23 protein-coding genes are annotated in these 22,266 nt (G+C 70.8%); 14 read left to right on the forward strand and 9 right to left on the reverse strand.

What is annotated here, in order from left to right:
* Positions 1-154 precede the first annotated feature (154 nt).
* Positions 155-838 carry an endonuclease NucS gene (gene nucS, locus ACFFJD_RS13515; RefSeq protein WP_382364998.1) on the forward strand — a complete coding sequence of 228 codons (684 nt, stop codon included), beginning with the start codon at positions 155-157 and terminating at the stop codon, positions 836-838.
* Between the two features lie 94 nt (positions 839-932).
* Here the strand turns inward: nucS and ACFFJD_RS13520 are convergent, their stop codons facing one another.
* Together ACFFJD_RS13520 and mce are read right to left on the reverse strand one after the other, a co-directional pair.
* Entirely contained in the window at positions 933-1,904 is a 972-nt protein-coding gene (locus ACFFJD_RS13520; RefSeq protein WP_382365000.1) for a DivIVA domain-containing protein, read from the reverse strand.
* A gap of 122 nt (positions 1,905-2,026) precedes the next feature.
* Positions 2,027-2,509: a methylmalonyl-CoA epimerase gene (gene mce, locus ACFFJD_RS13525; RefSeq protein WP_382365002.1), complete on the reverse strand. Its 483-nt coding sequence runs from the start codon at positions 2,507-2,509 to the stop codon at positions 2,027-2,029.
* A gap of 88 nt (positions 2,510-2,597) precedes the next feature.
* On the opposite strand from mce, the gene ACFFJD_RS13530 reads away from it, so the two are divergent.
* From ACFFJD_RS13530 to ACFFJD_RS13540, 3 genes are all read left to right on the forward strand, one after another.
* Positions 2,598-3,791, forward strand: coding sequence for an acetyl-CoA C-acetyltransferase (locus ACFFJD_RS13530; RefSeq protein WP_382365004.1), 1,194 nt, complete (start codon positions 2,598-2,600; stop codon positions 3,789-3,791).
* A 68-nt stretch (positions 3,792-3,859) separates the two neighbouring features.
* A complete protein-coding gene (locus tag ACFFJD_RS13535) occupies positions 3,860-4,285 on the forward strand; it encodes a DUF3817 domain-containing protein (RefSeq protein WP_382365006.1) in 426 nt (141 codons plus the stop codon).
* Positions 4,286-4,335: 50 nt separating this feature from the next.
* Positions 4,336-5,196 carry a tetratricopeptide repeat protein gene (locus ACFFJD_RS13540; protein ID WP_382365164.1) on the forward strand — a complete coding sequence of 287 codons (861 nt, stop codon included), beginning with the start codon at positions 4,336-4,338 and terminating at the stop codon, positions 5,194-5,196.
* 33 nt (positions 5,197-5,229) lie between these two features.
* Here ACFFJD_RS13540 and glgB read toward each other — a convergent pair whose 3' ends face one another.
* Genes glgB through ACFFJD_RS13560 form a run of 4 tightly spaced genes read right to left on the reverse strand, consistent with a single transcriptional unit; the run spans position 5,230 to position 11,064 of the window.
* The gene (gene glgB / locus ACFFJD_RS13545; RefSeq protein ID WP_382365008.1) at positions 5,230-7,071 is read right to left on the reverse strand and encodes a 1,4-alpha-glucan branching protein GlgB; all 1,842 of its coding nucleotides are present in this window, start codon (positions 7,069-7,071) and stop codon (positions 5,230-5,232) included.
* Complete coding sequence (locus tag ACFFJD_RS13550; protein WP_382365010.1) at positions 7,068-9,164, reverse strand: ATP-dependent DNA helicase; 2,097 nt, start codon at positions 9,162-9,164, stop codon at positions 7,068-7,070. Before ACFFJD_RS13550 ends, glgB begins: the two co-directional genes overlap by 4 nt.
* Positions 9,161-9,751 carry an isochorismatase family protein gene (locus tag ACFFJD_RS13555; RefSeq protein ID WP_382365012.1) on the reverse strand — a complete coding sequence of 197 codons (591 nt, stop codon included), beginning with the start codon at positions 9,749-9,751 and terminating at the stop codon, positions 9,161-9,163. Before ACFFJD_RS13555 ends, ACFFJD_RS13550 begins: the two co-directional genes overlap by 4 nt.
* A complete protein-coding gene (locus tag ACFFJD_RS13560; RefSeq protein ID WP_382365014.1) occupies positions 9,748-11,064 on the reverse strand; it encodes a nicotinate phosphoribosyltransferase in 1,317 nt (438 codons plus the stop codon). The genes ACFFJD_RS13555 and ACFFJD_RS13560 overlap by 4 nt, the downstream gene beginning before the upstream one ends.
* Positions 11,065-11,083: 19 nt before the next feature.
* On the opposite strand from ACFFJD_RS13560, the gene clpS reads away from it, so the two are divergent.
* From clpS to murD, 6 genes are read left to right on the forward strand one after another with little or no spacing between them, the layout of a single operon-like run.
* Positions 11,084-11,386: an ATP-dependent Clp protease adapter ClpS gene (gene clpS / locus ACFFJD_RS13565; protein ID WP_382365016.1), complete on the forward strand. Its 303-nt coding sequence runs from the start codon at positions 11,084-11,086 to the stop codon at positions 11,384-11,386.
* Entirely contained in the window at positions 11,386-11,964 is a 579-nt protein-coding gene (gene aosR / locus ACFFJD_RS13570; protein ID WP_382365018.1) for an oxidative stress transcriptional regulator AosR, read from the forward strand. The genes clpS and aosR overlap by 1 nt, the downstream gene beginning before the upstream one ends.
* Entirely contained in the window at positions 11,961-13,058 is a 1,098-nt protein-coding gene (locus ACFFJD_RS13575) for a P1 family peptidase (protein ID WP_382365020.1), read from the forward strand. Before aosR ends, ACFFJD_RS13575 begins: the two co-directional genes overlap by 4 nt.
* On the forward strand, positions 13,055-13,681 hold the full coding sequence (locus ACFFJD_RS13580) for a rhomboid family intramembrane serine protease (protein ID WP_382365022.1): 627 nt from the start codon (positions 13,055-13,057) through the stop codon (positions 13,679-13,681). The genes ACFFJD_RS13575 and ACFFJD_RS13580 overlap by 4 nt, the downstream gene beginning before the upstream one ends.
* Positions 13,682-13,720: 39 nt before the next feature.
* A complete protein-coding gene (locus tag ACFFJD_RS13585) occupies positions 13,721-15,076 on the forward strand; it encodes a MurL-like N-terminal domain-containing (protein ID WP_382365024.1) in 1,356 nt (451 codons plus the stop codon).
* Positions 15,057-16,373: a UDP-N-acetylmuramoyl-L-alanine--D-glutamate ligase gene (gene murD, locus ACFFJD_RS13590; protein WP_382365026.1), complete on the forward strand. Its 1,317-nt coding sequence runs from the start codon at positions 15,057-15,059 to the stop codon at positions 16,371-16,373. Before ACFFJD_RS13585 ends, murD begins: the two co-directional genes overlap by 20 nt.
* Here the strand turns inward: murD and ACFFJD_RS13595 are convergent.
* On the reverse strand, positions 16,321-17,205 hold the full coding sequence (locus tag ACFFJD_RS13595) for a GNAT family N-acetyltransferase (protein WP_382365029.1): 885 nt from the start codon (positions 17,203-17,205) through the stop codon (positions 16,321-16,323). The two genes, murD and ACFFJD_RS13595, sit on opposite strands and share 53 nt — an antisense overlap.
* Before the next feature lie 242 nt (positions 17,206-17,447).
* Between ACFFJD_RS13595 and ACFFJD_RS13600 the strand changes: the two genes are divergently transcribed.
* From ACFFJD_RS13600 to ACFFJD_RS13615, 4 genes are read left to right on the forward strand one after another with little or no spacing between them, the layout of a single operon-like run.
* Complete coding sequence (locus tag ACFFJD_RS13600) at positions 17,448-18,227, forward strand: cyclic nucleotide-degrading phosphodiesterase (RefSeq protein WP_382365031.1); 780 nt, start codon at positions 17,448-17,450, stop codon at positions 18,225-18,227.
* Between the two features lie 57 nt (positions 18,228-18,284).
* Entirely contained in the window at positions 18,285-19,040 is a 756-nt protein-coding gene (rph, locus tag ACFFJD_RS13605; protein ID WP_382365033.1) for a ribonuclease PH, read from the forward strand.
* 7 nt (positions 19,041-19,047) lie between these two features.
* On the forward strand, positions 19,048-19,680 hold the full coding sequence (gene rdgB / locus ACFFJD_RS13610; RefSeq protein WP_382365035.1) for an RdgB/HAM1 family non-canonical purine NTP pyrophosphatase: 633 nt from the start codon (positions 19,048-19,050) through the stop codon (positions 19,678-19,680).
* Positions 19,680-20,168 carry a MarR family transcriptional regulator gene (locus ACFFJD_RS13615; RefSeq protein ID WP_382365037.1) on the forward strand — a complete coding sequence of 163 codons (489 nt, stop codon included), beginning with the start codon at positions 19,680-19,682 and terminating at the stop codon, positions 20,166-20,168. Before rdgB ends, ACFFJD_RS13615 begins: the two co-directional genes overlap by 1 nt.
* Positions 20,169-20,211: 43 nt before the next feature.
* Here ACFFJD_RS13615 and mmsB read toward each other — a convergent pair whose 3' ends face one another.
* Together mmsB and ACFFJD_RS13625 are read right to left on the reverse strand one after the other, a co-directional pair.
* Entirely contained in the window at positions 20,212-21,078 is an 867-nt protein-coding gene (mmsB, locus tag ACFFJD_RS13620; protein ID WP_382365039.1) for a 3-hydroxyisobutyrate dehydrogenase, read from the reverse strand.
* A gap of 11 nt (positions 21,079-21,089) precedes the next feature.
* Entirely contained in the window at positions 21,090-22,262 is a 1,173-nt protein-coding gene (locus ACFFJD_RS13625; protein WP_382365042.1) for an acyl-CoA dehydrogenase family protein, read from the reverse strand.
* Positions 22,263-22,266: the final 4 nt, after the last annotated feature.

Consider the following 22,266-nt stretch of genomic DNA (forward strand, 5'->3'; position numbering starts at 1 on the left):
CCAGCGCCGATGGTACTGCACCCTAATCAGTGTGGGAGAGTAGGACACCGCCGAACACAACTTGAAAAGCCCCCGAACCCTCGTGGTTCGGGGGCTTTTCGCATCTGCACCCCCCGTCGGCGAGCTGCGAGCGCGCACCGTTACGCTGGCGGGCGTGCGACTCGTGATTGCTGAATGTCAGGTCGATTATGTCGGCCGATTGACCGCTCATCTCCCGATGGCCCGCCGGCTGCTGCTGATCAAGTCCGACGGCTCGGTCAGCGTGCACGCGGACGATCGTGCCTACAAGCCCTTGAACTGGATGAGCCCGCCGTGCTGGCTCACCGAGGAGCCGGCGCCGGAGGGTAGCGAGGCGCAGGCGGTGTGGGTGGTGGAGAACAAGGCCGGCGAGCAGCTGCGCATCACCGTGAACGACATCGAGCACGACTCCTCACACGAGCTGGGCGTGGATCCGGGCCTGGTCAAGGACGGCGTGGAGGCGCACCTGCAGGAACTGCTCGCCGAGCACGTGCAGACCCTGGGGGACGGGTACACGCTGATCCGTCGCGAATACATGACCGCGATCGGCCCGGTGGACCTGCTCTGTCGAGACGCCGACGGACAGACGGTGGCGGTGGAGATCAAGCGCCGCGGGGAGATCGACGGCGTGGAGCAGCTGACCCGCTACCTGGAGCTGCTGAATCGAGATGCGACGCTCGCCCCGGTGGCCGGGATCTTCGCCGCTCAGCAGATCAAGCCGCAGGCCAAGACGCTGGCGACCGACCGCGGTATCCGGTGCGTGACCCTCGATTACGACCGTCTGCGCGGCACGGAGAGCACCGAGTTCCGCCTCTTCTGAGCGGGTTGCGCGCGAACGACCCCCGATGCACTGTTCCCGCGAGCCGAGAGGTCGGTTCGCGGGAACAGTCCTTTCCCGAGTGTTCGGGGTGGGCTCAGGCGGAAGCCCGAGCGGGGCCGTCGGTGGTGCCGCCGAAGTCGGTGAGGAGATCGTCCTCGTCGTACTCGCTGTCGACCGCGTCGAGGACGTCGGTGCTCTCCAGGCCGGGCGCCCAGGCGTCGGCCTCGAAGCGATCGCGGCCCACCAGGGTGCGGTTGAGCAGTTCCAGGTCGTCGGTCTCGGTGGTCTGCACCAGGGCCTGCTCGTCGTCGGAGAGGGCCAGTGCGCCGGGCAGGGCGGCGAGGTGGGCGCCGAGCGCGTCGAGGTGGTCGAGGATCTGGGTGTGCGCCTCATTGGCGGCCTGCGCCAGATCCCGCGAGCGGGCCAGGCGGGCGGCCGCGATGTGGTGGGCGGCGCCGCGCAGACCGGCGGCGTCGTCCTCGGCGGCGGCGACGAGGGCCTCGGCCCGAGCCTTGGCCGTCGCCAGCATCTCGGCGATCTGGCGTTCGGCCTCGGCGCGGTCGCGCAGGGAGAACTGGCGGACCTCTTCGGCGTCGGCGTCGATCTCCGCGGCCCGTGCCTCGGCGTCGGTGATCGTCTTGTCGGCCTGCTGGGCGGCCAGTTCGACCGTGCGCGCGGCATCGCTGCTCGCATCGCTGCGGAGGTCTGCCGCTTGCTGCCGGGCCACCGAGACCAGCTCGTCGGCCTCGTCGCGGGCGGTGGTGCGGATCTCCGCGGCCTCCTCGGTGGCCAGGGTGAGCATGCGGGACAGTCGCTCGCTCATGCCGGTGACCGTGGTCGGCGGTGCCGACAAGGCGTCGACGTCGTCCTGCAGGCCGCGGATACGTCCGCGCGCCTGCTCGAGGTGCCCGAGCAGGTCGTCGGCGTGGGCGTGCGCCGAGTCGCGGTCGGAGGCCATCATCGCCAGATCGGCTTCGAGCTGACGGATGTGGTCGGTGACCTGATCGCGGTCGTAGCCGCGCATGACGATGGGGAAGGGGCTTTGACGCTGACCGGGAGCTGACATGAAGGCAACATTAGGCCCGCCGCACAGTGATCTGCCGTAGCACACGCGGCGTGTTGTGCTGCGGTTTGGTAACGATGGGACTGGTGTGACTCGACGATCGGGGGCCCCGACGCCCCTCGGCGTCAGTGGGCGGTGGAGGGTTCGACCAGTTCCAGGAGCACCCCGCCGGCGTCCTTGGGATGGACGAAGTTGATCCGCGAGTCGGCGGTGCCGCGCTTGGGCGCCGGGTACAGCAGTCGGACGCCGTTGGCGGTGAGGACGGCGGCGACCGCGTCGAGGTCGGTCACGCGGACGGCCATCTGCTGCAGGCCCGGGCCGCTGCGGTCGAGGAACTTGGCGATCGTCGACTGCTCGTTCAACGGGGCGAGCAGCTGAATGAGAGCGCCCGTGGAGCCGGCCGGTCCGACCATGGCCTCGCGGACGCCCTGCTCCTCGTTGACTTCCTCGTGGAGGTTCTCGAAGCCCAGGTTGGTCCGGTACCACTCGAGGGCGGCATCCAGGTCGGGCACCGCGATGCCGACGTGGTCGATGCCGACCACGAGGTCGGCCACATTCTGCAGTGCGCCAGTGGTGCGGTTCACGTCTTCCGATGCTGAATTGCTCATGTAACCACGGTAGCGTTGACCCAAAAGTGCCCTGCTGCGAGGTCCTTGTTGCGGGCGCTGTATGGTCCCTCATTCTTCAGGAGTTCAGATGTCCGAAAACACCACCGTCATCGTCTCGGGCGCTCGCACGCCGTTCGGTCGTCTGATGGGTTCGCTCAAGAACTTCTCGGCCGTCGACCTGGGCGCCATCGCCATCAAGGGCGCGCTCGAGCGTTCCGGGGTGCCGGCCTCCGAGGTCGACTACGTGATCATGGGCCAGGTGCTCACCGCGGGCGCGGGCCAGATGCCGGCGCGCCAGACCGCCGTCAAGGCCGGTATCGGCTGGGACGTCCCGGCGCTGAGCATCAACAAGATGTGCCTGTCGGGCATCGACGCCATCGCCCTGGCCGATCAGCTGATCCGGGCCGGCGAGTTCGAGTGCGTGGTGGCCGGCGGCCAGGAGTCGATGACCCAGGCTCCGCACCTGCTGCCCGGCAGCCGCGGCGGCTTCAAGTACGGCAACACCGAGCTCGTGGACCACATGGCCTTCGACGGCCTGCACGATGCCTTCACCGATCAGCCGATGGGCGGACTGACCGAGGATTTCAACGACACCGACGGCTTCACCCGGGAGCAGCAGGACGAGGTGGCCGCGCGTAGCCACCGGCTGGCCGCGGCCGGCGCCTCCAGCGGCGCGTTCGACGCCGAGATCGTGCCCGTGGAGATCCCGCAGCGCGGCGGCGACCCGATCGTCTTCTCCGCCGACGAGGGCGTGCGCGCGGCGACCACCACCGAGTCGCTCGGCGGCCTGCGTCCGGCCTTCCGCAAGGGCGGCACCATCACCGCCGGCAACGCCTCGCAGATCTCCGACGGCGCCTGCGCCGTCGTGGTGATGAGCAAGGCCAAGGCGCAGGAGCTGGGGCTGGAGTGGCTGGCCGAGATCGGCGCGCACGGCGTCGTCGCGGGCCCGGACTCGTCGCTGCAGGAACAGCCGGCTAACGCCATCGCCAAGGCCTGTGAGCGCGAGGGCATCGCGGCGACCGACCTGGACCTGGTCGAGATCAACGAGGCCTTCGCCGCGGTGGGCCTGGCGTCCACCCGCAAGCTGGGCCTGGATGCGGAGATCGTGAACGTCAACGGCGGCGCGATCGCGCTGGGTCACCCGATCGGCGTCTCCGGTGCGCGGATCGTGCTGCACCTGGCCAACGAGCTCAAGCGTCGCGGTGGCGGCGTGGGCGCGGCGGCACTGTGCGGTGCCGGCGGCCAGGGCGATGCCCTGATCGTGCGTGTGCCCAAGGCCTAATCCGGTCCCGACCGAGAACACATACGTAACCGACGAACGACGAACCCTTGACGATGGATGACGCGCAGATGAGTACCGATAGCCAGACCGACAACCCCACGACCGAGACCACCGGGAGCTGGTCGGAGCGTTGGCTGGACATGAAGCACCCGGCCTCGCGGTTCCGCCTGATCGCCCTCATCGAGGCGATCACCTGGGGCCTGCTGATCATCGGCATGATCGTCAAGCGGGCCGGAGGCATCGGTTCGGCCACGATGGTGCCCGGCACGCTGCACGGCATCGCCTTCGTGGCCTTCGTGGCGATCGTCTTCCGGGCCGCGGGGGAGCTGGAGTGGAACCGGAAGGTCACCGCGCTGGCGCTGCTGTCGTCCATTCCGCCGTTCTGCTCGCTGCTCTTCGAGTGGTGGGCCCAGCGGGAAGGCCTCCTGCACGAGCCCGCCGCGGCACCGGAGGCCGACGAGTCGGAGGACGGGCATGAAAGACTGTCGGTGTGACTAATCCGAGGAATCGTCGGCCCGCGGCCGGCATGCAGTCTCCCGGTGCGATGGCCGGTGCCGTCGACCTGTCGACGTTGGCCGCGAAGGCCGAGACCAGCCGGGCCGCCAGCGGGGCGAGTGCCCCGGCGAGCGGCGGCGGCGCCGTCGTCGACGTGGTCGACGCGACGTTCGAGACCGAGGTCATCGAGCGCTCGACCCGCGGACTGGTGATCGTCGAGCTCTGGGCCGACTGGGCACCGGAGTCGGCGCAGCTGTCGCCCATGCTGGCCGCGATGGCCCAGCGTGCGGGCGGGCAGTGGACCCTCGCGCGGGTCGACGTGGACGCCAGCCCGGGCATCGCGCAGGCCTTCGGTGCGCAGTCGGTGCCGATGGTGGTGGCGCTGGCCGGTGGACAGCCGGTCTCGGCCTTCAACGGCCTGCAGCCGGAGGCACAGATCCAGGGCTGGATCGACGAGATCGTCAGCAAGGTCGGCGGCGGGGCTCCGGCGCCCGCGGCCGAGCCGGAGGATCCGCGGATGGTGGCCGCCGAGCAGCTGATGAACGACGGCGACGTCGACGGGGCGCTCGCGGTGTACCGGACCATCCTCGAGTCGGAGCCGAACCATCCGGAGGCGCGCGCCACGGTGCGCAATCTCGACTTCATCATGCGGGCGCAGGCGCACGATCCGAGCATCGTGGAGCTGGCGGCGCCCGGAGACATCGACGCGCAGTTCGCCGCCGCCGATGTGCTGCTGCTCAGCCAGCAGAACGAGGCGGCCTTCGACCGGATCCTCGCGGTGGTGCGCAGCACCTTCGGCGACGACAAGGATCGCGCCCGCGCGCGTCTGCTGGAGCTGTTCGAGCTCTTCGATCCGGCCGACCCGCTGGTGGTGGCCGCACGGCGCAAGCTCGCCGTCGCGCTGTACTGACTGAACTGATCACCGACTGCCCGTCGGTTCTGATCACCGACTGCCGGTCGGGTCCGGGGTGAAGAACACCGCGGACTCGGCCGGCAGTGTCAGTCGGGCGCTCACCGGTCGTCCGTGGCTGGGTACCGGCTCGGTGTGGACGCCGCCGAGGTTCCCCACGCCGAGGCCGGCGTAATCGGCGGCACCGGTATTGCAGATCTCCCGCCACCTGCCGGGGTACGGCAGGCCGAGCCGATAGTCGTACAGGTCGCGCGTGGAGAAGTTGAACACGCACGCCACCGTGTGGCCCGGCGCGCTCGGTGCGGGCCCCAGACGCAGGAAACCGATCACACTGTTGGTGGTGTCGGTGGCGTCGAGCCACGAGAAGCCGTCGACGTGGCCGTCCAGCGCGTGCAGCGCCGGGTAGGTGCGGTACAGCCGGTTGAGGTCGGCGACGACCCGCGCGATCCCGGCGTGCTGCGGATCGTCGAGCAGGTCCCAGTCGGGGCCGCGGACGTCGGACCATTCGTCGCGTTGGCCGAACTCCTGCCCCATGAATAGCAGCTTCGCTCCCGGATGACTCCACTGGTAGGCCAGCAGGGCCCGGACGCCGGCCGCGCGCTGCGAACCCTCGGGCAGCCGCGTCCAGAGGGTGCCCTTGCCGTGCACCACCTCGTCGTGGCTCAACGGCAGGATGAAGCGTTCGGCGGTGGCGTAGGTGAGCGAGAAGACCAGGCGTTCGTGGGCCCGGCGGCGCTCGGCGTGCGGGTGGGCGACGAAGGCCAGGACGTCGTTCATCCAGCCGAGATTCCACTTGTAGTCGAAGCCGAGGCCGCCGCGGGCGGTGGGGGCGGTGACCCCCGGCCAGGCCGTCGACTCCTCGGCGATCATCACCGCGCCGGGGACGGCCCGGTGCACGGCGTCGTTCAGGTCGCGGAGAAAGGCGACGGCCTCGTCGTTCTCGTGGGTGCCGCGCGCATTGGGTCGCCACTGGCCGGGCTCGCGCGAATAGTCCAGGTAGAGCATCGCGGCGACGGCATCCACCCGCAGACCGTCGAGGTGGAACTGCCGGCACCAGTAGACGGCGCTGGCGATCAGGAACTCCCGGATCTCCGGACGCCCGAGGTTGAAGGCGTAGGTGCCCCAGTCGGGCTGCTCGCGGCGCAGCGGATCGGCGTGCTCGTAGAGCGGGGTGCCGTCGAACCGGCCGAGCGCGAACGGATCCTTGGGGAAGTGGGCGGGCACCCAGTCCAGGAGCACGCCCAGGCCGCGGCCGTGCAGATGATCGACGAGCGCGCGGAAGTCGTCCGGCGTCCCCAGACGGGCGGTGGGCGCGAAGAACGAGCCCACCTGATAGCCCCACGAACCCCCGTAGGGATGCTCGGTGATGGGCAGCAGCTGCACGTGCGTGAAGCCGTGCGCCACCGCATGGTCGGCCAGCTCGCGGGCGACGTCGCGATACCCGAGTCCGGGACGCCACGACGGCAGGTGCACCTCGTAGATGGCCATCGGCGCGGCGGTGTGGTCGGTCTCGGCCCGCCGGGCGAGCCACTCGTCGTCGGTCCAGACGTACGACGACGGGGCGGTCACCACCGATGCGGTCTCCGGCGGACACTGCGCGGCCCGGGCCAGCGGATCGGCCTTGTCGCGGACCACGCCGTCGGCGCCGGTGACGCGGTACTTGTAGTGCGTGCCGGGGCCGGCGTCCGCGACGGTGGCCGACCAGATGCCGTCGGCGCCCCGGGTCATCGGGTGCGCCTGCCCGTGCCACTGGTCGAAGTCGCCGAAGACGGTCACCGCGCGGGCGTTGGGGGCCCAGAGGTGAAAGTCGGTGCCGTCGGCGCCGGGCCGGGGAAAGGCGCCCTGGCGCTCCCAGAGGGGGAGTTCGGCGGTCACGACGGGGCGGCGCCGGTGTCGAGTCGGCGCAACGCGGCGCGTACCGGCGCGGGATCGGTGGTGCGCCAGAACGGCGGCAGGCCGGCGATGAGGTAGCCGCCGTACCGCGCGGTGGCCAGCCGCGAGTCGAGAACGGCCACTACGCCGCGATCGCCGTCGGCGCGCAGCAGCCGCCCCGCGCCCTGCGCCAACAGCAGCGCCGCGTGGTTGGCCGAGACGGCGAGGAAACCGTTGCCGCCGTGCGCATCGATGTCACGCTGGCGCGCGGCCAGCAGCGGGTCGTCGGGCCGCGGGAACGGAATCCGGTCGATCAGTACCAAACGCAGCGACGGTCCGGGGACGTCGACGCCCTGCCACAGCGAGAGGGTGCCGAACAGGCAGGTCCCCTCGTCGGCGGCGAACCGCTCGATCAGGGTGGAGGTGGTGTCGTCGCCCTGGCAGAGGATCGGGAACGACACGCGCTCGCGCAACGCCTCGGCCGCCTGGGTGGCCGCGCGCATGGAGGAGAACAAGCCCAGGGTGCGGCCGCCGGCCGCGGTGATGAGCTCGACCATCTCGTCCAGGGTGGCCGGCGCCGGGCCGTCCCGTCCGGGCGGGGCCAGGCGGCGGGCCACGTAGAGGATCGCCGACCGCGGGTAGTCGAAGGGGGAACCGACGTCCAGGCCGCGCCACTGCGTGCGCGCGCCGCCGGCGACGTCGGCCAGCACCGGCTTGGCCCCGTCGGTCTTGCCGGCTGCCGTCTTGCCGGCTGCGGTCTTGCCGGCTGCGGTCTCGTCGGGGTTCTCCTGCGGGGGCAGCCCCCAGGTTCGGGCGAGTGCGTTGAAATTGCCGCCGATGGTGAGCGTCGCGGAGGTCAGGATGACGGTGGCATCGGTGAACAGCGACGTCCGCAGCAGCCCGGCCACCGACAGCGGAGCGATGTACAGCGCGCGGCGCGTGTCGCCGCCGCGGAGGCGTTCCTCGGCCACCCACACCACGTCGCGGCGCTTGGTCACGTCGGGCTCGGCGAACACTCCGAGGATGCGCACGGCGGTGTCGTGCAGGTTCTCCAGGGCGCTGACCGCCATCTGGCGCGCCGCCGCGGCATCGGGGTCACCGGCCGCGGCCCCGCCGGAGCTGGGCTCGATCTCGGTGCGCGCCTCCCACAGTCGGTCGCGCAGACCGGCGAGGAGTTCGGCGGCGCCGCCGGGCAGCCGGGTCCATTCACCCACCCGCGCCTCATCGAGCAGCGCCTCGAGCTGCTCGGAGACCCCGGCGAGGGTCTCGGCGGTCTCGGTGGAGATCAGTTTTCCGGCCCGCCGCGTCACGTAGGTGAGGCCGACGCCGGAGATCTCCTCGGTGGAGACCGACGTGATGCGGTCGACCAATTCGTGCGCCTCGTCGATCACCACCACCCGGTGCTCGGGCAGGATGGTGGCCGGGCTCATCGCGTCGATGGCGAGCATGGCGTGGTTGGTCACCACCACGTCGGCTTCGGCGGCACGACGGCGCGCGGCCTCGGCGAAGCAGTCCTCCCCGTACGGGCAGGCGACGGCGCCGATGCACTCGCGGGAACTGACACTGACCTGCCGCCACGACCGGTTGTCCACACCGGGGCTCAGATCGTCGCGGTCGCCGGTCTCGGTGTCCGAGGACCACTCGCGCAGGCGGGTGATGTCGCGGCCCATCCGGGAGAGCTCGAAGGCGTCGAACAGCTCGGTCTCCGGCTCCTCCGCGGCGCCGGAGTGAATCTTGTTCAGGCACAGGTAGTTGGCCCGCCCCTTCAAGATGGCGAAGGCTGGCGCGCGGCCCAGCGGATCGGTCACCGCATCGCGCAGACGCGGCAGATCGCGATCGGTCAGCTGGCGTTGCAGCGCGATGGTCGCGGTGGAGACCACCACGGTCTCACCGGAGTCGACGGCGTGCCGGAGCGCCGGCACCAGGTAGGCCAGCGACTTGCCGGTGCCGGTGCCGGCCTGCACGGCCAGGTGGTGGCCGTCGTCGATGGCCTCGGCCACCGCGGTGGCCATCTGAACCTGGCCGTCGCGTCGGGAACCGCCGAGAGCGGTCACCGCGGAGGCCAGGAGGCTGGGAACGTCGGGCAGGTCGCTCACTCGCTGTCGGCACCCGTGTACAGCAGATCGCCGACCAGGTCGATGCCCGCGGCGAGCATCTCGTCGCCGGCGCGCGCCCAGGTGGCGGTCGCGATGGCGGCGGTGAAGTTCAACAGCACCCGCGTGGTCAGGCCCTCCCGGGCGGCGTCGAGCGCGGTGGCGCGCACGCAGTGGTCGGCGGCCAGACCCACCACGTCGACCTCGGTGATGCGGTGGGCGCGCAGCCAGTCCGCCAGCGAGATGCCCTCGCCGGTGGTGCCCTCGAAGCCGGAGTAGGCCGCGGTGTAGGCGCCCTTGTCGAAGACCGCGTCGAAGCGGGTGGTGTCCAGTTCCGGGTGGAAGCCGACGCCGTCGGTGTGGACCACGCAGTGCGGGGGCCAGGAGTCGACGTAGTCGGGCGTCTCGGAGAAGTGGTCGCCCGGGTCGATGTGGTAGTCGCGGGTGGCCACGACGGTGGTGTACTCCCGCATCAGCTGCGTGCAGGCCCCGGCGACGGCGCCGCCGCCGAGCACCGCGAGGGCGCCGCCCTCGCAGAAGTCGTTCTGGACGTCGACGACGATCAGTGCGCGATGCGCGTCGCGACTCATGGGGCCTCCGGTGGGTTGAGGTAGCGCGTTCCGATGGCCGGATCGCCGTGACTGAGGCCCAGGCCCTCCCAGGGCAGGCTCACCAGGCCGCGGGCCAGGTGGCTGCGCGAATCGGTGAGCGAGGGCACGTCGGCTACTCGCTCGCCGCCGCGGACCAGCGGGATCTGCAGTTCACGGGTGTTCAGCGTACCCGTGGCCGACGCGGGCAGGGCGGTGCCGTCGCGGTACAGGATCTCCTCCACGACGGTGCCGGTGTCGCGGGCGGTGCGCACGGCGCGCTTGGCGCCGCCTTGGCTCTGCTTGTTGCTCGAACGCTTGGCCACCGGGATGCCGTCGACCTCCACGAGCTTGTAGACCATGCCCGCGGTGGGGGCGCCGCTGCCGGTCACCAGCGAGGTGCCGACGCCGTAGACGTCCACCGGCTCGGCGCGCAGCGAGGCGATCGCGTACTCGTCGAGGTCGCCGGAGACCACGATCTTGGTCTCGGTGGCGCCCAGGTCGTCGAGCTGCTGGCGGACCTGTCGGGCCAGCACACCGAGGTCGCCGGAATCGATGCGCACCGCGTACAGGTCGGTGCCCGCGACGTCGATGGCGTTGCGCACGCCGGCGGTGATGTCGTAGGTGTCCACCAGCAGGGTGGTGCCGACGCCGTGACCGGCGATCTGCGCGGCGAAAGCGGCACGCTCGTCGTTGCCCTCGGCCCCGGTGAACAGCAGGGTCCACGCGTGCGCGGCGGTGCCCGCGCTCGGCACGCCGTAGGTCCGGGCGGCTTCCAGGTTGCTGGTGGCGGTGAGCCCGGCGAGGTACGCGGCGCGCGAAGCGGAGACCGCCGCGCGCTCGTGGGTGCGCCGCGAGCCCATCTCGATGATCGGCCGTCCGGCGGCGGCGGTGACCATGCGCGCGGCGGCCGAGGCGACCGCGCTGTCGTGGTTGAGGATCGACAGGGCGAGGGTCTCCAGGACTACGCCCTCGGCGAAGCCGCTGCGCACCGTCAGAACGGGGGAGCCGGGGAAGTACAGTTCGCCCTCGGCGTAGCCCTCGATGTCGCCGGTGAAGCGGTAGTCGGCCAGCCAGTCCAGGGTGGGCGCGTCGACCACGTCGCGCACCGCGTCGAGTTCGGCCGGGCCGAACCGGAAGTCCGTCAGCGCGTCGAGGAGGCGCTCGGTGCCGGCCACCACGCCGTAGCGGCGGCCGTCGGGCAATCGTCGGGCGAAGACCTCGAACACACACCGTCGGTCCGCGGTCCCGGCGGCCAGCGCCGCGGAGACCATGGTGAGCTCGTACTGATCGGTCAGCAGCGCGGTACTGGTCACGTTCGCTACCCTATAACTCATGGCGCTTGAAGAAGCGGCACCCGGTACCGGCACCGGTACGGCGGTCGCCGAACCCGTAGCGGTGGTGGACAGGCCCTGGGTGACCATCGTCTGGGACGACCCCGTGAACCTGATGAACTACGTCTCCTACGTCTTTCAGAGAGTCTTCGGCTATCCCGAGCCGAAGGCGAACGAACTGATGCTGCAGGTGCACCACGAGGGCAAGGCCGTGGTGTCGGCCGGTGACCGGGCGCAAATGGAAGCCGACGTCAGCAAGCTGCATGCGGCCGGCCTGTGGGCGACGATGCAGCACGATTCCTGATGCGGACCTGGACTCGCCGGGGCAGTGGCGCGCAGCTGCGGATCTGCTCCAATCTGGAGAGCTACGAGTGTCAGCTGATCGCCTCGATGGTGCTGTCGACCACCGAGCTCCTCACCGAACGGGACGGTTCGGCGCCGCAGGACGCGCTGGCCGAACTCACCGGCATCCGCACCGGCCACACCACCGCGCCGCGGGATCTGACCCTGGGCCGGCTCCTGCCCGACTTCCACCGGCCCGACCAGGACGAGCTGTGGGCGGTCGGCACCGTGGTGGCCGACCTCAACGGCGCCCTGCGCAGCCTGAACGAACCGCAGATCATCGAGACCAAGCTGGCGGCCGGCCGCGTGGTGCTGGAGACGCTGCCCGACGGCGGCGGCGACGTGGCGCTCACCGCCGACCAGGCCCACGAATGGCTGACCGCGCTCAACGACGTGCGGCTGGCGCTGGGGGCGATGCTCGGGATCAGCGACGACTACCAGTGCCCCGACCCGGAGGATCCCCATGCCGGGCATTTCGACGTCTATCAGTGGCTGACCGTGGTCCAGGAACTGCTCGTCGAAGCGTTGATGGCGCCGTGACGGCGGGGGTGCCCGCGCGCGCGGGCGATCGCCTCACCCAGGTGGCCGGGATGCGGGTGGGCCATGCGCAGCGGCTCGACGACGAGGTGACGGTGGGCGGCCTCACCGAGCCCGGCGTCGGATGGGCCACCGGCACCACCGTGGTCTGGGTGCCCGACGGCGCGAAGACCGCGGTGGATGTGCGGGGCGGCGGACCCGGCACCCGGGAGACGGACCTGCTCGACCCGGTGAACACCGTGCTCGGCGCGCACGCGATCGTGCTGACCGGCGGCAGCGCCTACGGGCTGGCCGCCGCCGACGGGGTGATGGCCGGGCTGGAGGGCGCGGGCCGCGGACTGCCCATGGATCTGCTCGGTCACGTGGTGCCCATCGTGCCGGCCGCGGTGATCTTCGATCTGCCGGTCGGCGCCTGGGAGTGCCGCCCGGATGCGGACTTCGGCGCGCGGGCCCTGGCGGCGACGGCGGAGGACTTCGCGATCGGCAGTGTGGGCGCGGGCACCGGTGCCCGCGCCGGGGCGCTCAAGGGCGGGGTGGGGACGGCCTCGCTGACGCTGCCCGACGGGCCCGCGCGCGGCATGACCGTCGGTGCGCTGGTGGTGGCCAACCCGGTCGGCGCCGTGATCGACCCGGCGACCGGCCTGCCCTGGGGGCGCGACGACCTGGACCATCACGGACTCCGCGAGCCCGATCCGGCCGAGGTGGCCGCGCACGCGGACCTGCTCGCCAAGGGCACGGTGCTCAATACGACGATCGGCGTGATCGCCACCGACGCGGAGCTGTCGGTGGCCGATACCCGGCGCCTGGCGATGGCCGGGCACGACGGCCTGGCCCGGGCGATCCGTCCCGCGCATTCGCCGATGGACGGTGACACGCTGTTCGCGGTGGCCACCGGCACCGCGACCGCCGACGCGGAGACGGCGGTGCCGATGCCGCCGGGGATGAGTGCGGCCGCGCCGGTCGTGGCGGCGCTGTGCGCGGCGGCGGCGACGGTGACCCAGCGCGCGGTGGTGTCCGCGGTGCTCGCGGCCACCGGCGTGGGTGCGATCCCGGCCTACCGGGACGTGCTCGGCTCGGCGCTGGCCGGGCGGCGATGACGGCGCCCGCGCGCGCGGCGGACCGCCGGCCCCGACCCGCCTGGCAGCGCAGCGCGCTCATCATGGCGGTGATCATCGCCGGGCTGTTCGTGGTCGAGGCGATCGATGCCGCAGGCGACTACGCCCTGGATCAGGAGGGGATCGCGCCGCGCTCGGTGTCCGGCCTGACCGGAATCCTGTGGGCGCCGTTTCTGCACGTGGATTTCGCCCACCTGATCGCGAACGCGATTCCCGGTGCGATCCTGGGATTCCTGCTGTTGCTGGCGGGCCGCTTCCTGGCGGTCACCGCGGTGGTCTGGGTGGTCTCCGGTTTCGGGGTGTGGTTGCTCGCGCCGGCCGGCACGGTGACCGTCGGCGCCTCGGGCATCGTCTTCGGCTGGCTCACCTATCTGCTGGTGCGCGGGCTGTTCAATCGGCACATCTGGCAGGTGCTCGGCGGGCTGGTGCTCCTGGCGGTCTACGGCGGGATGCTGTGGGGCGTGCTGCCGCAGGGCGGGACCGTCAGTTGGCAGGGCCACCTGTGCGGCGCGCTGGGGGGCGTGCTGGCGGCCTGGATGCTGTCCGGGGTGGACAAGCGGGTCTCGGGTGGCCGGACCGCGCAGGTGACGGCCGGGCCCAGGTGACAAGCGGTCGCGGGGGCGGCACCGGGTAGGCTGGAACGCATGAGTTCGCCCCGGGCATTTGCTCCCGAAGCCTTCACCGTTTTCGCCTTGACCGGCTACGACGCCGTCGACGGACGGATCGAGACCCACTACGCGTTGGAGGGTCCGGACGCCGAGCCGATCGCCTTCACCGAGGTCTTCGACTTCACCGAGACCGGTGCCGCCGGCGTCCCGAATCCGTCGCTGATGCGACTGCTCGCACTGTCGGCGTGCGTGAGCTACTACAAGATGGCCGCGCCGTCGACGGTGGAGATCCGTTTCCCGGTGGCGCAGTTCGAGGTGGATTATCTGGCCGCGGTGATCCGCGGCGGGCTCGGTGAATTCGCCTACGAGAACGATCTGCCGGACGCGCTCGTCCCGACCATCGTCGCCGACCGGCTGCGCGCCGACGACGCCGCCGACGAGCGGCCCCGGGACTGGGACATCGCCGCGCCGCCCCTGGTGGCGGTCGGCGGCGGCAAGGACTCCATCGTCACCATCGAGGCGCTCAAGGCCGGCGGCTTCGCGCCGGTGCTGTTCAGCGTCAACCAGTATCAGCCCATCGACGACACCATCGCGGTCAGCGGGATGGCCTCGGTGCGCGTGCGTCGGCGCCTGGACCCCAAGATCGGCGAACTCAACAGCGCGGGCGCGTACAACGGACACATCCCGGTGACCGCCATCAACAGCGTGGTGGGCCTGCTCGCCGCCGACCTGATGGGTCTGGGCTCGGTGATCTTCTCCAACGAACAGTCCGCCGATATCGAGAACCTGGTGTGGCACGGCTTCGACATCAACCACCAGTGGTCCAAGAGCATCGTCTACGAGACCCTGCTGCGCGCGACGCTCGCCGCCTACGGGATGTCGTCGGACCGGTACTTCTCGCTGCTGCGGGCGCTGCCGGAGTCGGAGATCGCCGAGCGCTTCAAGGACCACCCCGAGTACTTCGACGTGTTCATCAGCTGCAACCGGTCCTTCGCGCTGGACCCGACCCGCCGGCGTGCCCGGTGGTGCGGCGAATGCGCCAAGTGCCTGTTCGTGTTCGTGATCCTGGCGCCGCGGATCGAGAAGGCGCGCCTGACGGAGATCTTCGCCGTCGACCCGCTCGACCGGCCGGCCAATCTCGCGCTCTACCGCGAGCTGGCCGGGCTGGCCAAGCACAAGCCGTTCGAGTGCGTCGGCGACTACGCGGAGGTCGCCGAGGCCCTGGTCGACCTCATGGACGACGACGCCTGGTGCGACGACGAGGTGGTCGCCGAGCTGGCCGGGCAGCGCCCGCGCCTGCACGAGATCGCCGCCGACAAGGCGCCGATCGTCGGAGCGGGCAACGTCCCCGCCCACTACGCGAAGGTGTTCGATGCGCTCGTATCGAGGTGAGCTCGGGAACGCCCGCATCGGCGTCTGGGGGTTCGGCCGGGAAGGTCGCGCGGTAGCGCAGACGGCGGTGGCCAGCGGGGCGCGGGAGGTGGTCGTCGTCGACGCGGCCGTCGCCGCCGAGGCCGCCGACCTCGGTCCGACGGTCCGTCTGCTCTCCGGCGACGAGTACCTGACGGAGTTCTCCACCTGCGACCGGGTGTTCGTCAGTCCCGGGGTGCCCTGGTTCCATCCGGCCGCCGTCGACCTGCGGGCGAGCGGGGTGCCGATTTCCTCGGCCACCGATCTGTTCCTGTCCGCGGCCGCCGATGCGGTCATCGGCGTCACCGGGACCAAGGGTAAGAGCACCACGGCCTCGTTCGCCGCGCACGTGCTGAGCCGACTCGGTGTCGCCGCGGTCGCCGCCGGCAACATCGGGCTGCCGCTGCTGGACGTGCCCGACGATGCGGGCCTCACCGTGGTGGCCGAGATCTCCAGCCAGCAGTGCGCCGCGATCGCGCGGTCGCCGCGGATCGCCGTGCTCACCAACCTCGGGCAGGACCACCTGGACTGGCACGGCGGCGTCGAGGAGTACGTGCGGGCCAAGGCGCGCATCTTCGATCGCGGCGCGCAGATCTTGATCTGCGAGCACCAGGCACTGCGCCAGCTGCGCGAGTTGGCCGGGCCCGCCGTGGACTTCCCGCCGACCGTGGTCACCGAAGAGGCGATCACCGACCGGTGGCCGTCGATCGAGACGATCGATCCGGCCTCGACGATGCGGTATCCGCACAACCAGCCGAACGGCCAGCTGGCGGTGCTCGCCGTCGAGGCGTCGCTCGGGCGCGAACTCACCGCGGCGGAGATCCTCGACGCCCTGGACTCGTTCACGGCGCTGCCGCACCGGCTGGAGGTGGTGCGGCGGGCTGCCGGGAAGCGGTGGATCGACGACACCCTGGCGACCACCGCGGACAGCGTGGTGGTGGCCCTGACGGCGATGCCTGCCGATCGGCCGGTCGCGGTGATCGTCGGCGGAATGGACCGCGGCATCTCCTATCGCGACCTCGACGACTTCCTGCTCGCCGGCTCGCGGTCGGTGGACCTGATTCAGATCCCCTCCAACGGGGCCAAGATCGGCCAGGGTTACGCGGCCGCGCGCCCGGCTCGCGTGCACCGGGCCGCCGACCTGGAGGACGCGGTGCGCCTGGCGTCGGGGCTGGACGTCGACGCGGTGCTGCTGTCCCCGGGCGCGCCCAGCTACGACGAATACGTCAACTTCGAAGCGAAGGCCACGGCGTTTGTGACCGCTGTCGATCGGCTGTAGCCGCCGTGAGCGCGCGCCGATAGATCAGGCGGGTGCCGTAACCGGTGGACGCCTTGCCGATCTGGCGGTAGCCGAGCGACCCGAAGAGGGCGCGGCTGGCCGCGTTCTGCGGGTGGATGGTGGCGAGGATCTCGTCCTTGCCGCGGCCGACGGCGATCTGCTCCAGCTGCAGAATCAAGCTGCGGCTCAGGTTGGCGCGGGTGAAGCCGTCCCGGGTGATGACCAGCTTCAGGTTGATCGAGGCGGCCAGTGCCTCCGGGTCGGAGGTGGTGTACCGGCGGATACTCTCCGCGCTGGTCCCGCCGTCGTACAGGATGGCTGCGGCGACCAGACGACCGTCCTTGCGCCACCCGAGCACGTGATGGTCGGGATCGGTCAGGCAGGCGGTGAACATCGCCGCGCTGTTCTCGCGCAGCACCGGCGAACCCTGCAGCATGGTGAGCGTGGCCGCCTGTAGTTCGAGCAAGTCGGCCAGATCGTCGGGGCCCAGGTCGACCGGTTCGAAGCCGCGGCTGGTCGCGGTGAGGGTCAGATAGTTCGGGTAGCCCACCGGCGTCGGGATGTCGTTGGCCATGATGTAGCGCGTCCAGTCGTGCATCAGGGCGGTGATGTTGGTGAACGAGTTCGGGTCCTTCAACAGGGTGGCCCCGGCGACGGCGGGGTGACCGACGGCGCTGAAGAAGCGATTGCGGAACAGCTCATCGGTGAGTTCGAAGTCCAGTGCCCCGCGCATGTGCAGCAGGTGCAGCGTCTCGAAGAAGGTGAGGTAACTGCTCATCGCGTAGCGGTCCTGCGGTCCGATCTCCTGCTTGAGGAGGATCTTCTTCCACAACTCGCCGATGTTCGGGTCGCCGGCGAAGCTGGTCTGCAGGTCTCGAATGAACTCGGCCTCGGCGTCTCTGCCGATGATGCATGTCGTCAGCGTATTGCAGTGTGTCCCAAGAACATCGGCTATGGGCCGCGGACGTCCGCGCGTCGTCGGGTGCGCGGTGCCCTCGCACGCCGGTGCACCGACTTTCGATCAAGGCCGGGGTTTCGCGCGGCCTGATTCGGGCGGCGTGGCAGAGTGGGGCCATGCGGTTGACGGTCCTCGGTTGCTCCGGCAGTGTGAATGGACCCGGAGCGGCGTGCTCGGGGTATTTGTTGCAGGCCGAAGGGCACGATCCGGTCCTGATCGATTGCGGGCACGGCGTGTTCGGCGAACTGCTCGAACACGCCGACCCGAACAAGGTGGCGGTACTGCTCTCGCACCTGCACGCCGATCACTGCCTGGACCTGCCCGCGATGCTGGTGTGGCGGCGCTGGGCCCCGACCCCGGCCGTCGAGCGTTCCCCGCTCTACGGTCCGCCGGATACGGCCCTGCGGATCGGCGCGGCCTCCTCGGAGTATCCGGGAGAGATCGACGACATCACCGACACCTACGACGTGCACGAGTGGGTGGACCGCTCGCCGATCACCTTGAACGGGCTGCACATCGAACCGTTCAAGGTCAGTCACCCGCCGTGCACCTTCGGCCTGCGCGTGACCGGGCCCGACGGGGAGGTCCTCGTCTACAGCGGCGACACCGGCTACTCCGACGTGGTGGTGGAGCTGGCCCGGGACGCGGATCTGTTCCTGTGCGAAGCCTCCTGGACCCATGACCCGGCGGTGCGTCCGCCGGACCTGCACCTGTCGGGGGTGGAGGCCGGGATGCTCGCGACCCGGGCGCAGGCGCGTTCGCTGGCGCTGACCCACATCGTGCCGTGGTGCGACGTGGACGCCATCCTCGACGAGGCCGGCGCGCACTATCAGGGCCCGCTGCAGGTGGTGCACCAGGGACAGGTCATCGAGGTGCGTCCGCCGTTCCCGGGCTGACGCGGTGGATGAGCGGCGGCCGGTGGTATCGACGGGCGTCGGGATAGGATCGACGGCGTGACCACACGAGCAGACGGCCGCGCCGACAACGAGCTGCGGCCCATCAGTTTCACCCGAGGTTTCACCAGCAATCCGGCGGGTTCGGTTCTCGTCGCCTTCGGCAACACCCGGGTGCTGTGCACCGCCTCGGTGACCGAGGGCGTCCCGCGCTGGCGCAAGGGCTCCGGGGAGGGCTGGCTCACCGCCGAGTACGCCATGCTGCCCGGCGCCACGCATGAGCGGTCGAGCCGAGAGTCGGTGCGCGGCAAGGTCGGTGGACGCACCCACGAGATCAGCCGCCTGATCGGCCGGTCCTTGCGCGCCTGCATCGACCTGGCCGCGCTCGGGGAGAACACGATCGCGATCGACTGTGACGTGCTGCAGGCCGACGGCGGTACCCGCACCGCGGCCATCACCGGTGCCTACGTGGCGCTGGCCGACGCCGTCACCTGGCTGGGTGCGGCCGGTAAGCTCACCGACCCGCAGCCGTTGAGCTGCGTCATCGCCGCCGTCAGCGTGGGCGTGGTGGACGGGCGCGTGCGCCTGGACCTGCCCTACGAGGAGGATTCGCGCGCCGAGGTCGACATGAACGTGGTGGCCACCGACGCCGGCACCTTCGTGGAGATCCAGGGGACCGGCGAGGGCGCCACCTTCCCGCGGGCCACCCTCGACAAGCTGCTCGACGTCGCCATGGAGGGCGTGGACCGGCTGGTGGTGGCCCAGCGCGAGGCGCTGGCGCTGCCGTACCCCGGCGAGCTTCCGTCCGCCGAGTGATCCGTCGATGACCAAGGTCCTGCTGGCCAGCAACAACGCCAAGAAGCTGGCCGAACTGCGCCGCGTGGTGGAGTCGGCCGGCATCGTCGGTCTCCAGGTGGTGGGTCTGGGCGACGTGCCCGCCTATCCGGAGCCGGTGGAGGACGGCGCGAGCTTCGAGGAGAACGCGCTGATCAAGGCGCGGGCCGGGGTGGCGGCGACGGGTCTGCCCACGCTGGCCGATGATTCCGGTCTCGCCGTCGACGCCCTCAACGGGATGCCCGGGGTGCTCTCGGCGCGTTGGAGCGGGGGCAAGGGCGACGAGGCCAACAACGAACTGCTGCTGGCGCAGCTGCGCGACGTGCCGACGGCGCGACGCGGGGCGGCCTTCGTCTCCGTGTGCGCGCTGGTGCAGCCCGGCGGGGAGGACGCGGTGGCGCGCGGGGAGTGGCGGGGACGTCTGCTCACCGCACCCCGGGGTGCCAACGGCTTCGGCTACGACCCGCTGTTCGTGTCCGACGACGAGGTGGCCGCCGGCCGCACCTCCGCGGAATTGACTGCGGCGGAGAAGGATTCGCTCAGCCATCGGGGCCGGGCGCTGGCGAAGCTGGTGCCGGCACTGCGGTCGCTGGCCCCCGATCCCGGAGCCCGAGGCGCGTGATGACCGACGATCCGATCGCCGCCGCGCGGGCCAACTGGGAACGCGCGGGGTGGACCGATTCGGCGGTCGGCATGACCGCGGTGACCTCGGTGATGCGTGCGCACCAGATCTTGCTGGCTCGAGTGGAGGCGGCGCTGCGCCCCTTCGACCTGAGCTTCTCGCGGTTCGAACTGCTTCGGCTGCTTGCCTTCTCGCGCTCGGGTTCGTTGCCGATCACCAAGGCCAGCGATCGGCTGCAGGTGCACGTGAGCAGCGTGACGCACGGGATCCGGCGGCTCGAGGATGCCGGCTTGGTCCGGCGGGAGCCCCACCCGAGCGACGGCCGGGTGACGCTGGTGGAGATCACCGACAGCGGACGCGAGCTGGTCGAGCGTGCGTCGGTGGTGCTGAACGAGGAAGTCTTCGATCGCCCCGGCATGGCCGCCGACGAAGTGCACGCGTTGATCGGCGCGATCGACTCCCTACGCCGCGACGCCGGCGACTACTGAATCGGTAGTCGCCGGCGTCGCCGGTGGTGCGGTGCCCGGTGGGTCAGCGCAGTGTGTTGATGACCGCGCTGAAGTCCAGATTCGGGAAGCGGTCGGAGAAGACGCGGTAGATCTGCGCCGCGTGCTCGCCGAGCGGAGCCCGCGCTCCGGTGGAGACCACCGCGTCCATCGCCAGCCCCAGATCCTTGTTCATCAGGGCGGCGGCGAAGCCGGGGGCGAAATCGTTGTTCGCCGGCGACGCCGGTGCCGGGCCGGGGACCGGGCAGTTGCTCTCGATGGCCCAGCAGTTTCCGGTGGCGCCGGTGATCACGTCGTAGAGCGCCTGATCCTGCAGACCGAGCTTCTCGGCCAGCGTGAAGGCCTCGGCGACGGCGATCTGCTGCACCGCCAGCAACATGTTGTTGCACAGCTTGGCGGCCTGACCGGCGCCGGAGCCGCCGCAGTGGATGATCTTGCCCGCCATGGGATCGAGCACCGACCGGGCCGCACCGACCGCTTCGTCGGTGCCGCCGATCATGAAGGCGAGCGTGCCCGCCGTCGCGCCCTTGACCCCGCCGGAGACCGGTGCGTCGATCTGCTCGAGGCCGCGTTCGGCCGCGAGCGTGTGCAGGGCACGCGCATCGTCGACCGAGATGGTGGACGAGTCGATCAGCAGCGCACCGGTCTGCACGAAGGGCAGCAGCTCCTCGTAGCAGCCGCGCACGATGGCGCCGTTGGGCAGCATGGTGATGATGGTGTCGGCCGTGGACACCGCATCGGGGATGCGGTCGACGGCGGTCACGCCCTGCTGGGCCGCGGTGGCGCGGGCCTGCGGGGACACGTCGAAGCCGATCACGTCGTGTCCGGCCTTCACCAGGTTGGCCGCCATCGGGCCGCCCATGTTGCCGAGCCCGAGAAATGCAATGGTCATGTGCTACTCCGTCATCGTCCTGTGGTGTGGTGACGATCGGCGATCGCCCGCCCGATCACCACCTTCATGATTTCGTTGGTGCCTTCCAGGATGCGGTGTACGCGCAGATCCCGCACGATTTTCTCCACGCCGTACTCCTGGAGATATCCGTACCCGCCGTGCAGCTGCAGTGCCTGATCGGCCACCCGGTGGCAGTTCTCGGTCACGTGGAGCTTGGCCATGGCGCAACGCTCCACCTTGTCCGGCTCGCCGTCGTCGAGCGACTGCGCGGCCCGCGCCAACAGCAGACGCGCCGCAGCCTGCGCGGTCGCCATCTCGGCGAGCGTGAACCGGATGGTGGGTTCGTCGAGCAGCGAGCCGCCGAAGGCCTTGCGGTCGGCCACGTAGGAGGCCGCCTTGTCGAAGGCCGCCTCCGCGCCGCCCAGCGAGCAGGCGGCGATGTTCAGGCGTCCGCCGTTGAGGCCGTTCATCGCGATGCCGAAGCCGCGACCCTCCTCGTCCCCGAGCAGGTTCGCCGCGGGCACGCGCACCTGCTCCATGATCACCTGCGCGGTGGGCTGGGCGTGCCAACCCATCTTCTGCTCGGGCGGACCGAAGCTCAGACCCGGGCTGTCGGCCTCCACCAGGAAGGTGGAGATGCCCTTGGGGCCGGCCTCGCCGGTACGGGCCATCACCACGTACAGGTCCGAGCGGCCGCCGCCGGAGATGAACTGCTTGACCCCGTCGAGCACGTAGCTGTCGCCGTCGCGCCGGGCACGGGTGCTCAGCGCGGCCGCGTCCGAGCCCGCGCCGGGTTCGGTGAGGCAGTAGCTCGCGATGGTGTCGAGCGTGGCCAGCCGCGGAACCCAGTGCGCGCGTTGCGCATCGGTGCCGTAGGCGTCGATCATCCAGGCGCACATGTTGTGGATCGAGAGGAAGGCCGCGACCGCCGGATCGGCGTAGGCGAGCTGCTCGAAGATCCGCACGCCGTCGAGCCGGCGCAGGCCGGAGCCGCCGTGCTCGACGTCGCAGTAGATCGCCCCCATGCCCAGCTGCCCGGCCTGGCGCAGCTCTTCGACGGGGAAGTGGGCCTTGGCATCCCACTCCAGGGCGTGGGGAGCGATCTTGCGGTCCGCGAAGTCGGCGGCGGCAGCAACGATCTCCCGATCGTCGGCGCAGAGGTCGGCGTCGGTGTATCCGTGCATCGCC

The sequence above is a fragment of the Gordonia phosphorivorans genome (assembly GCF_042432625.1).
GTDB classification, from domain to species: Bacteria; Actinomycetota; Actinomycetes; order Mycobacteriales; family Mycobacteriaceae; genus Gordonia; species Gordonia phosphorivorans.

What these genes read in the sequence shown, in the direction of transcription:
- ACFFJD_RS13520 (WP_382365000.1), bottom strand. Translation starts at nt 1,904, where the DNA reads ATGTCAGCTCCCGGTCAGCGTCAAAGCCCCTTCCCCATCGTCATGCGC.
- mce (WP_382365002.1), bottom strand. Translation starts at nt 2,509, where the DNA reads ATGAGCAATTCAGCATCGGAAGACGTGAACCGCACCACTGGCGCACTG.
- ACFFJD_RS13530 (WP_382365004.1), top strand. Translation starts at nt 2,598, where the DNA reads ATGTCCGAAAACACCACCGTCATCGTCTCGGGCGCTCGCACGCCGTTC.
- ACFFJD_RS13535 (WP_382365006.1), top strand. Translation starts at nt 3,860, where the DNA reads ATGAGTACCGATAGCCAGACCGACAACCCCACGACCGAGACCACCGGG.
- ACFFJD_RS13540 (WP_382365164.1), top strand. Translation starts at nt 4,336, where the DNA reads ATGGCCGGTGCCGTCGACCTGTCGACGTTGGCCGCGAAGGCCGAGACC.
- ACFFJD_RS13555 (WP_382365012.1), bottom strand. Translation starts at nt 9,751, where the DNA reads ATGAGTCGCGACGCGCATCGCGCACTGATCGTCGTCGACGTCCAGAAC.
- clpS (WP_382365016.1), top strand. Translation starts at nt 11,084, where the DNA reads ATGGCGCTTGAAGAAGCGGCACCCGGTACCGGCACCGGTACGGCGGTC.
- aosR (WP_382365018.1), top strand. Translation starts at nt 11,386, where the DNA reads ATGCGGACCTGGACTCGCCGGGGCAGTGGCGCGCAGCTGCGGATCTGC.
- ACFFJD_RS13580 (WP_382365022.1), top strand. Translation starts at nt 13,055, where the DNA reads ATGACGGCGCCCGCGCGCGCGGCGGACCGCCGGCCCCGACCCGCCTGG.
- ACFFJD_RS13585 (WP_382365024.1), top strand. Translation starts at nt 13,721, where the DNA reads ATGAGTTCGCCCCGGGCATTTGCTCCCGAAGCCTTCACCGTTTTCGCC.
- murD (WP_382365026.1), top strand. Translation starts at nt 15,057, where the DNA reads ATGCGCTCGTATCGAGGTGAGCTCGGGAACGCCCGCATCGGCGTCTGG.
- ACFFJD_RS13600 (WP_382365031.1), top strand. Translation starts at nt 17,448, where the DNA reads ATGCGGTTGACGGTCCTCGGTTGCTCCGGCAGTGTGAATGGACCCGGA.
- rdgB (WP_382365035.1), top strand. Translation starts at nt 19,048, where the DNA reads ATGACCAAGGTCCTGCTGGCCAGCAACAACGCCAAGAAGCTGGCCGAA.
- ACFFJD_RS13615 (WP_382365037.1), top strand. Translation starts at nt 19,680, where the DNA reads ATGACCGACGATCCGATCGCCGCCGCGCGGGCCAACTGGGAACGCGCG.
- mmsB (WP_382365039.1), bottom strand. Translation starts at nt 21,078, where the DNA reads ATGACCATTGCATTTCTCGGGCTCGGCAACATGGGCGGCCCGATGGCG.
- ACFFJD_RS13625 (WP_382365042.1), bottom strand. Translation starts at nt 22,262, where the DNA reads ATGCACGGATACACCGACGCCGACCTCTGCGCCGACGATCGGGAGATC.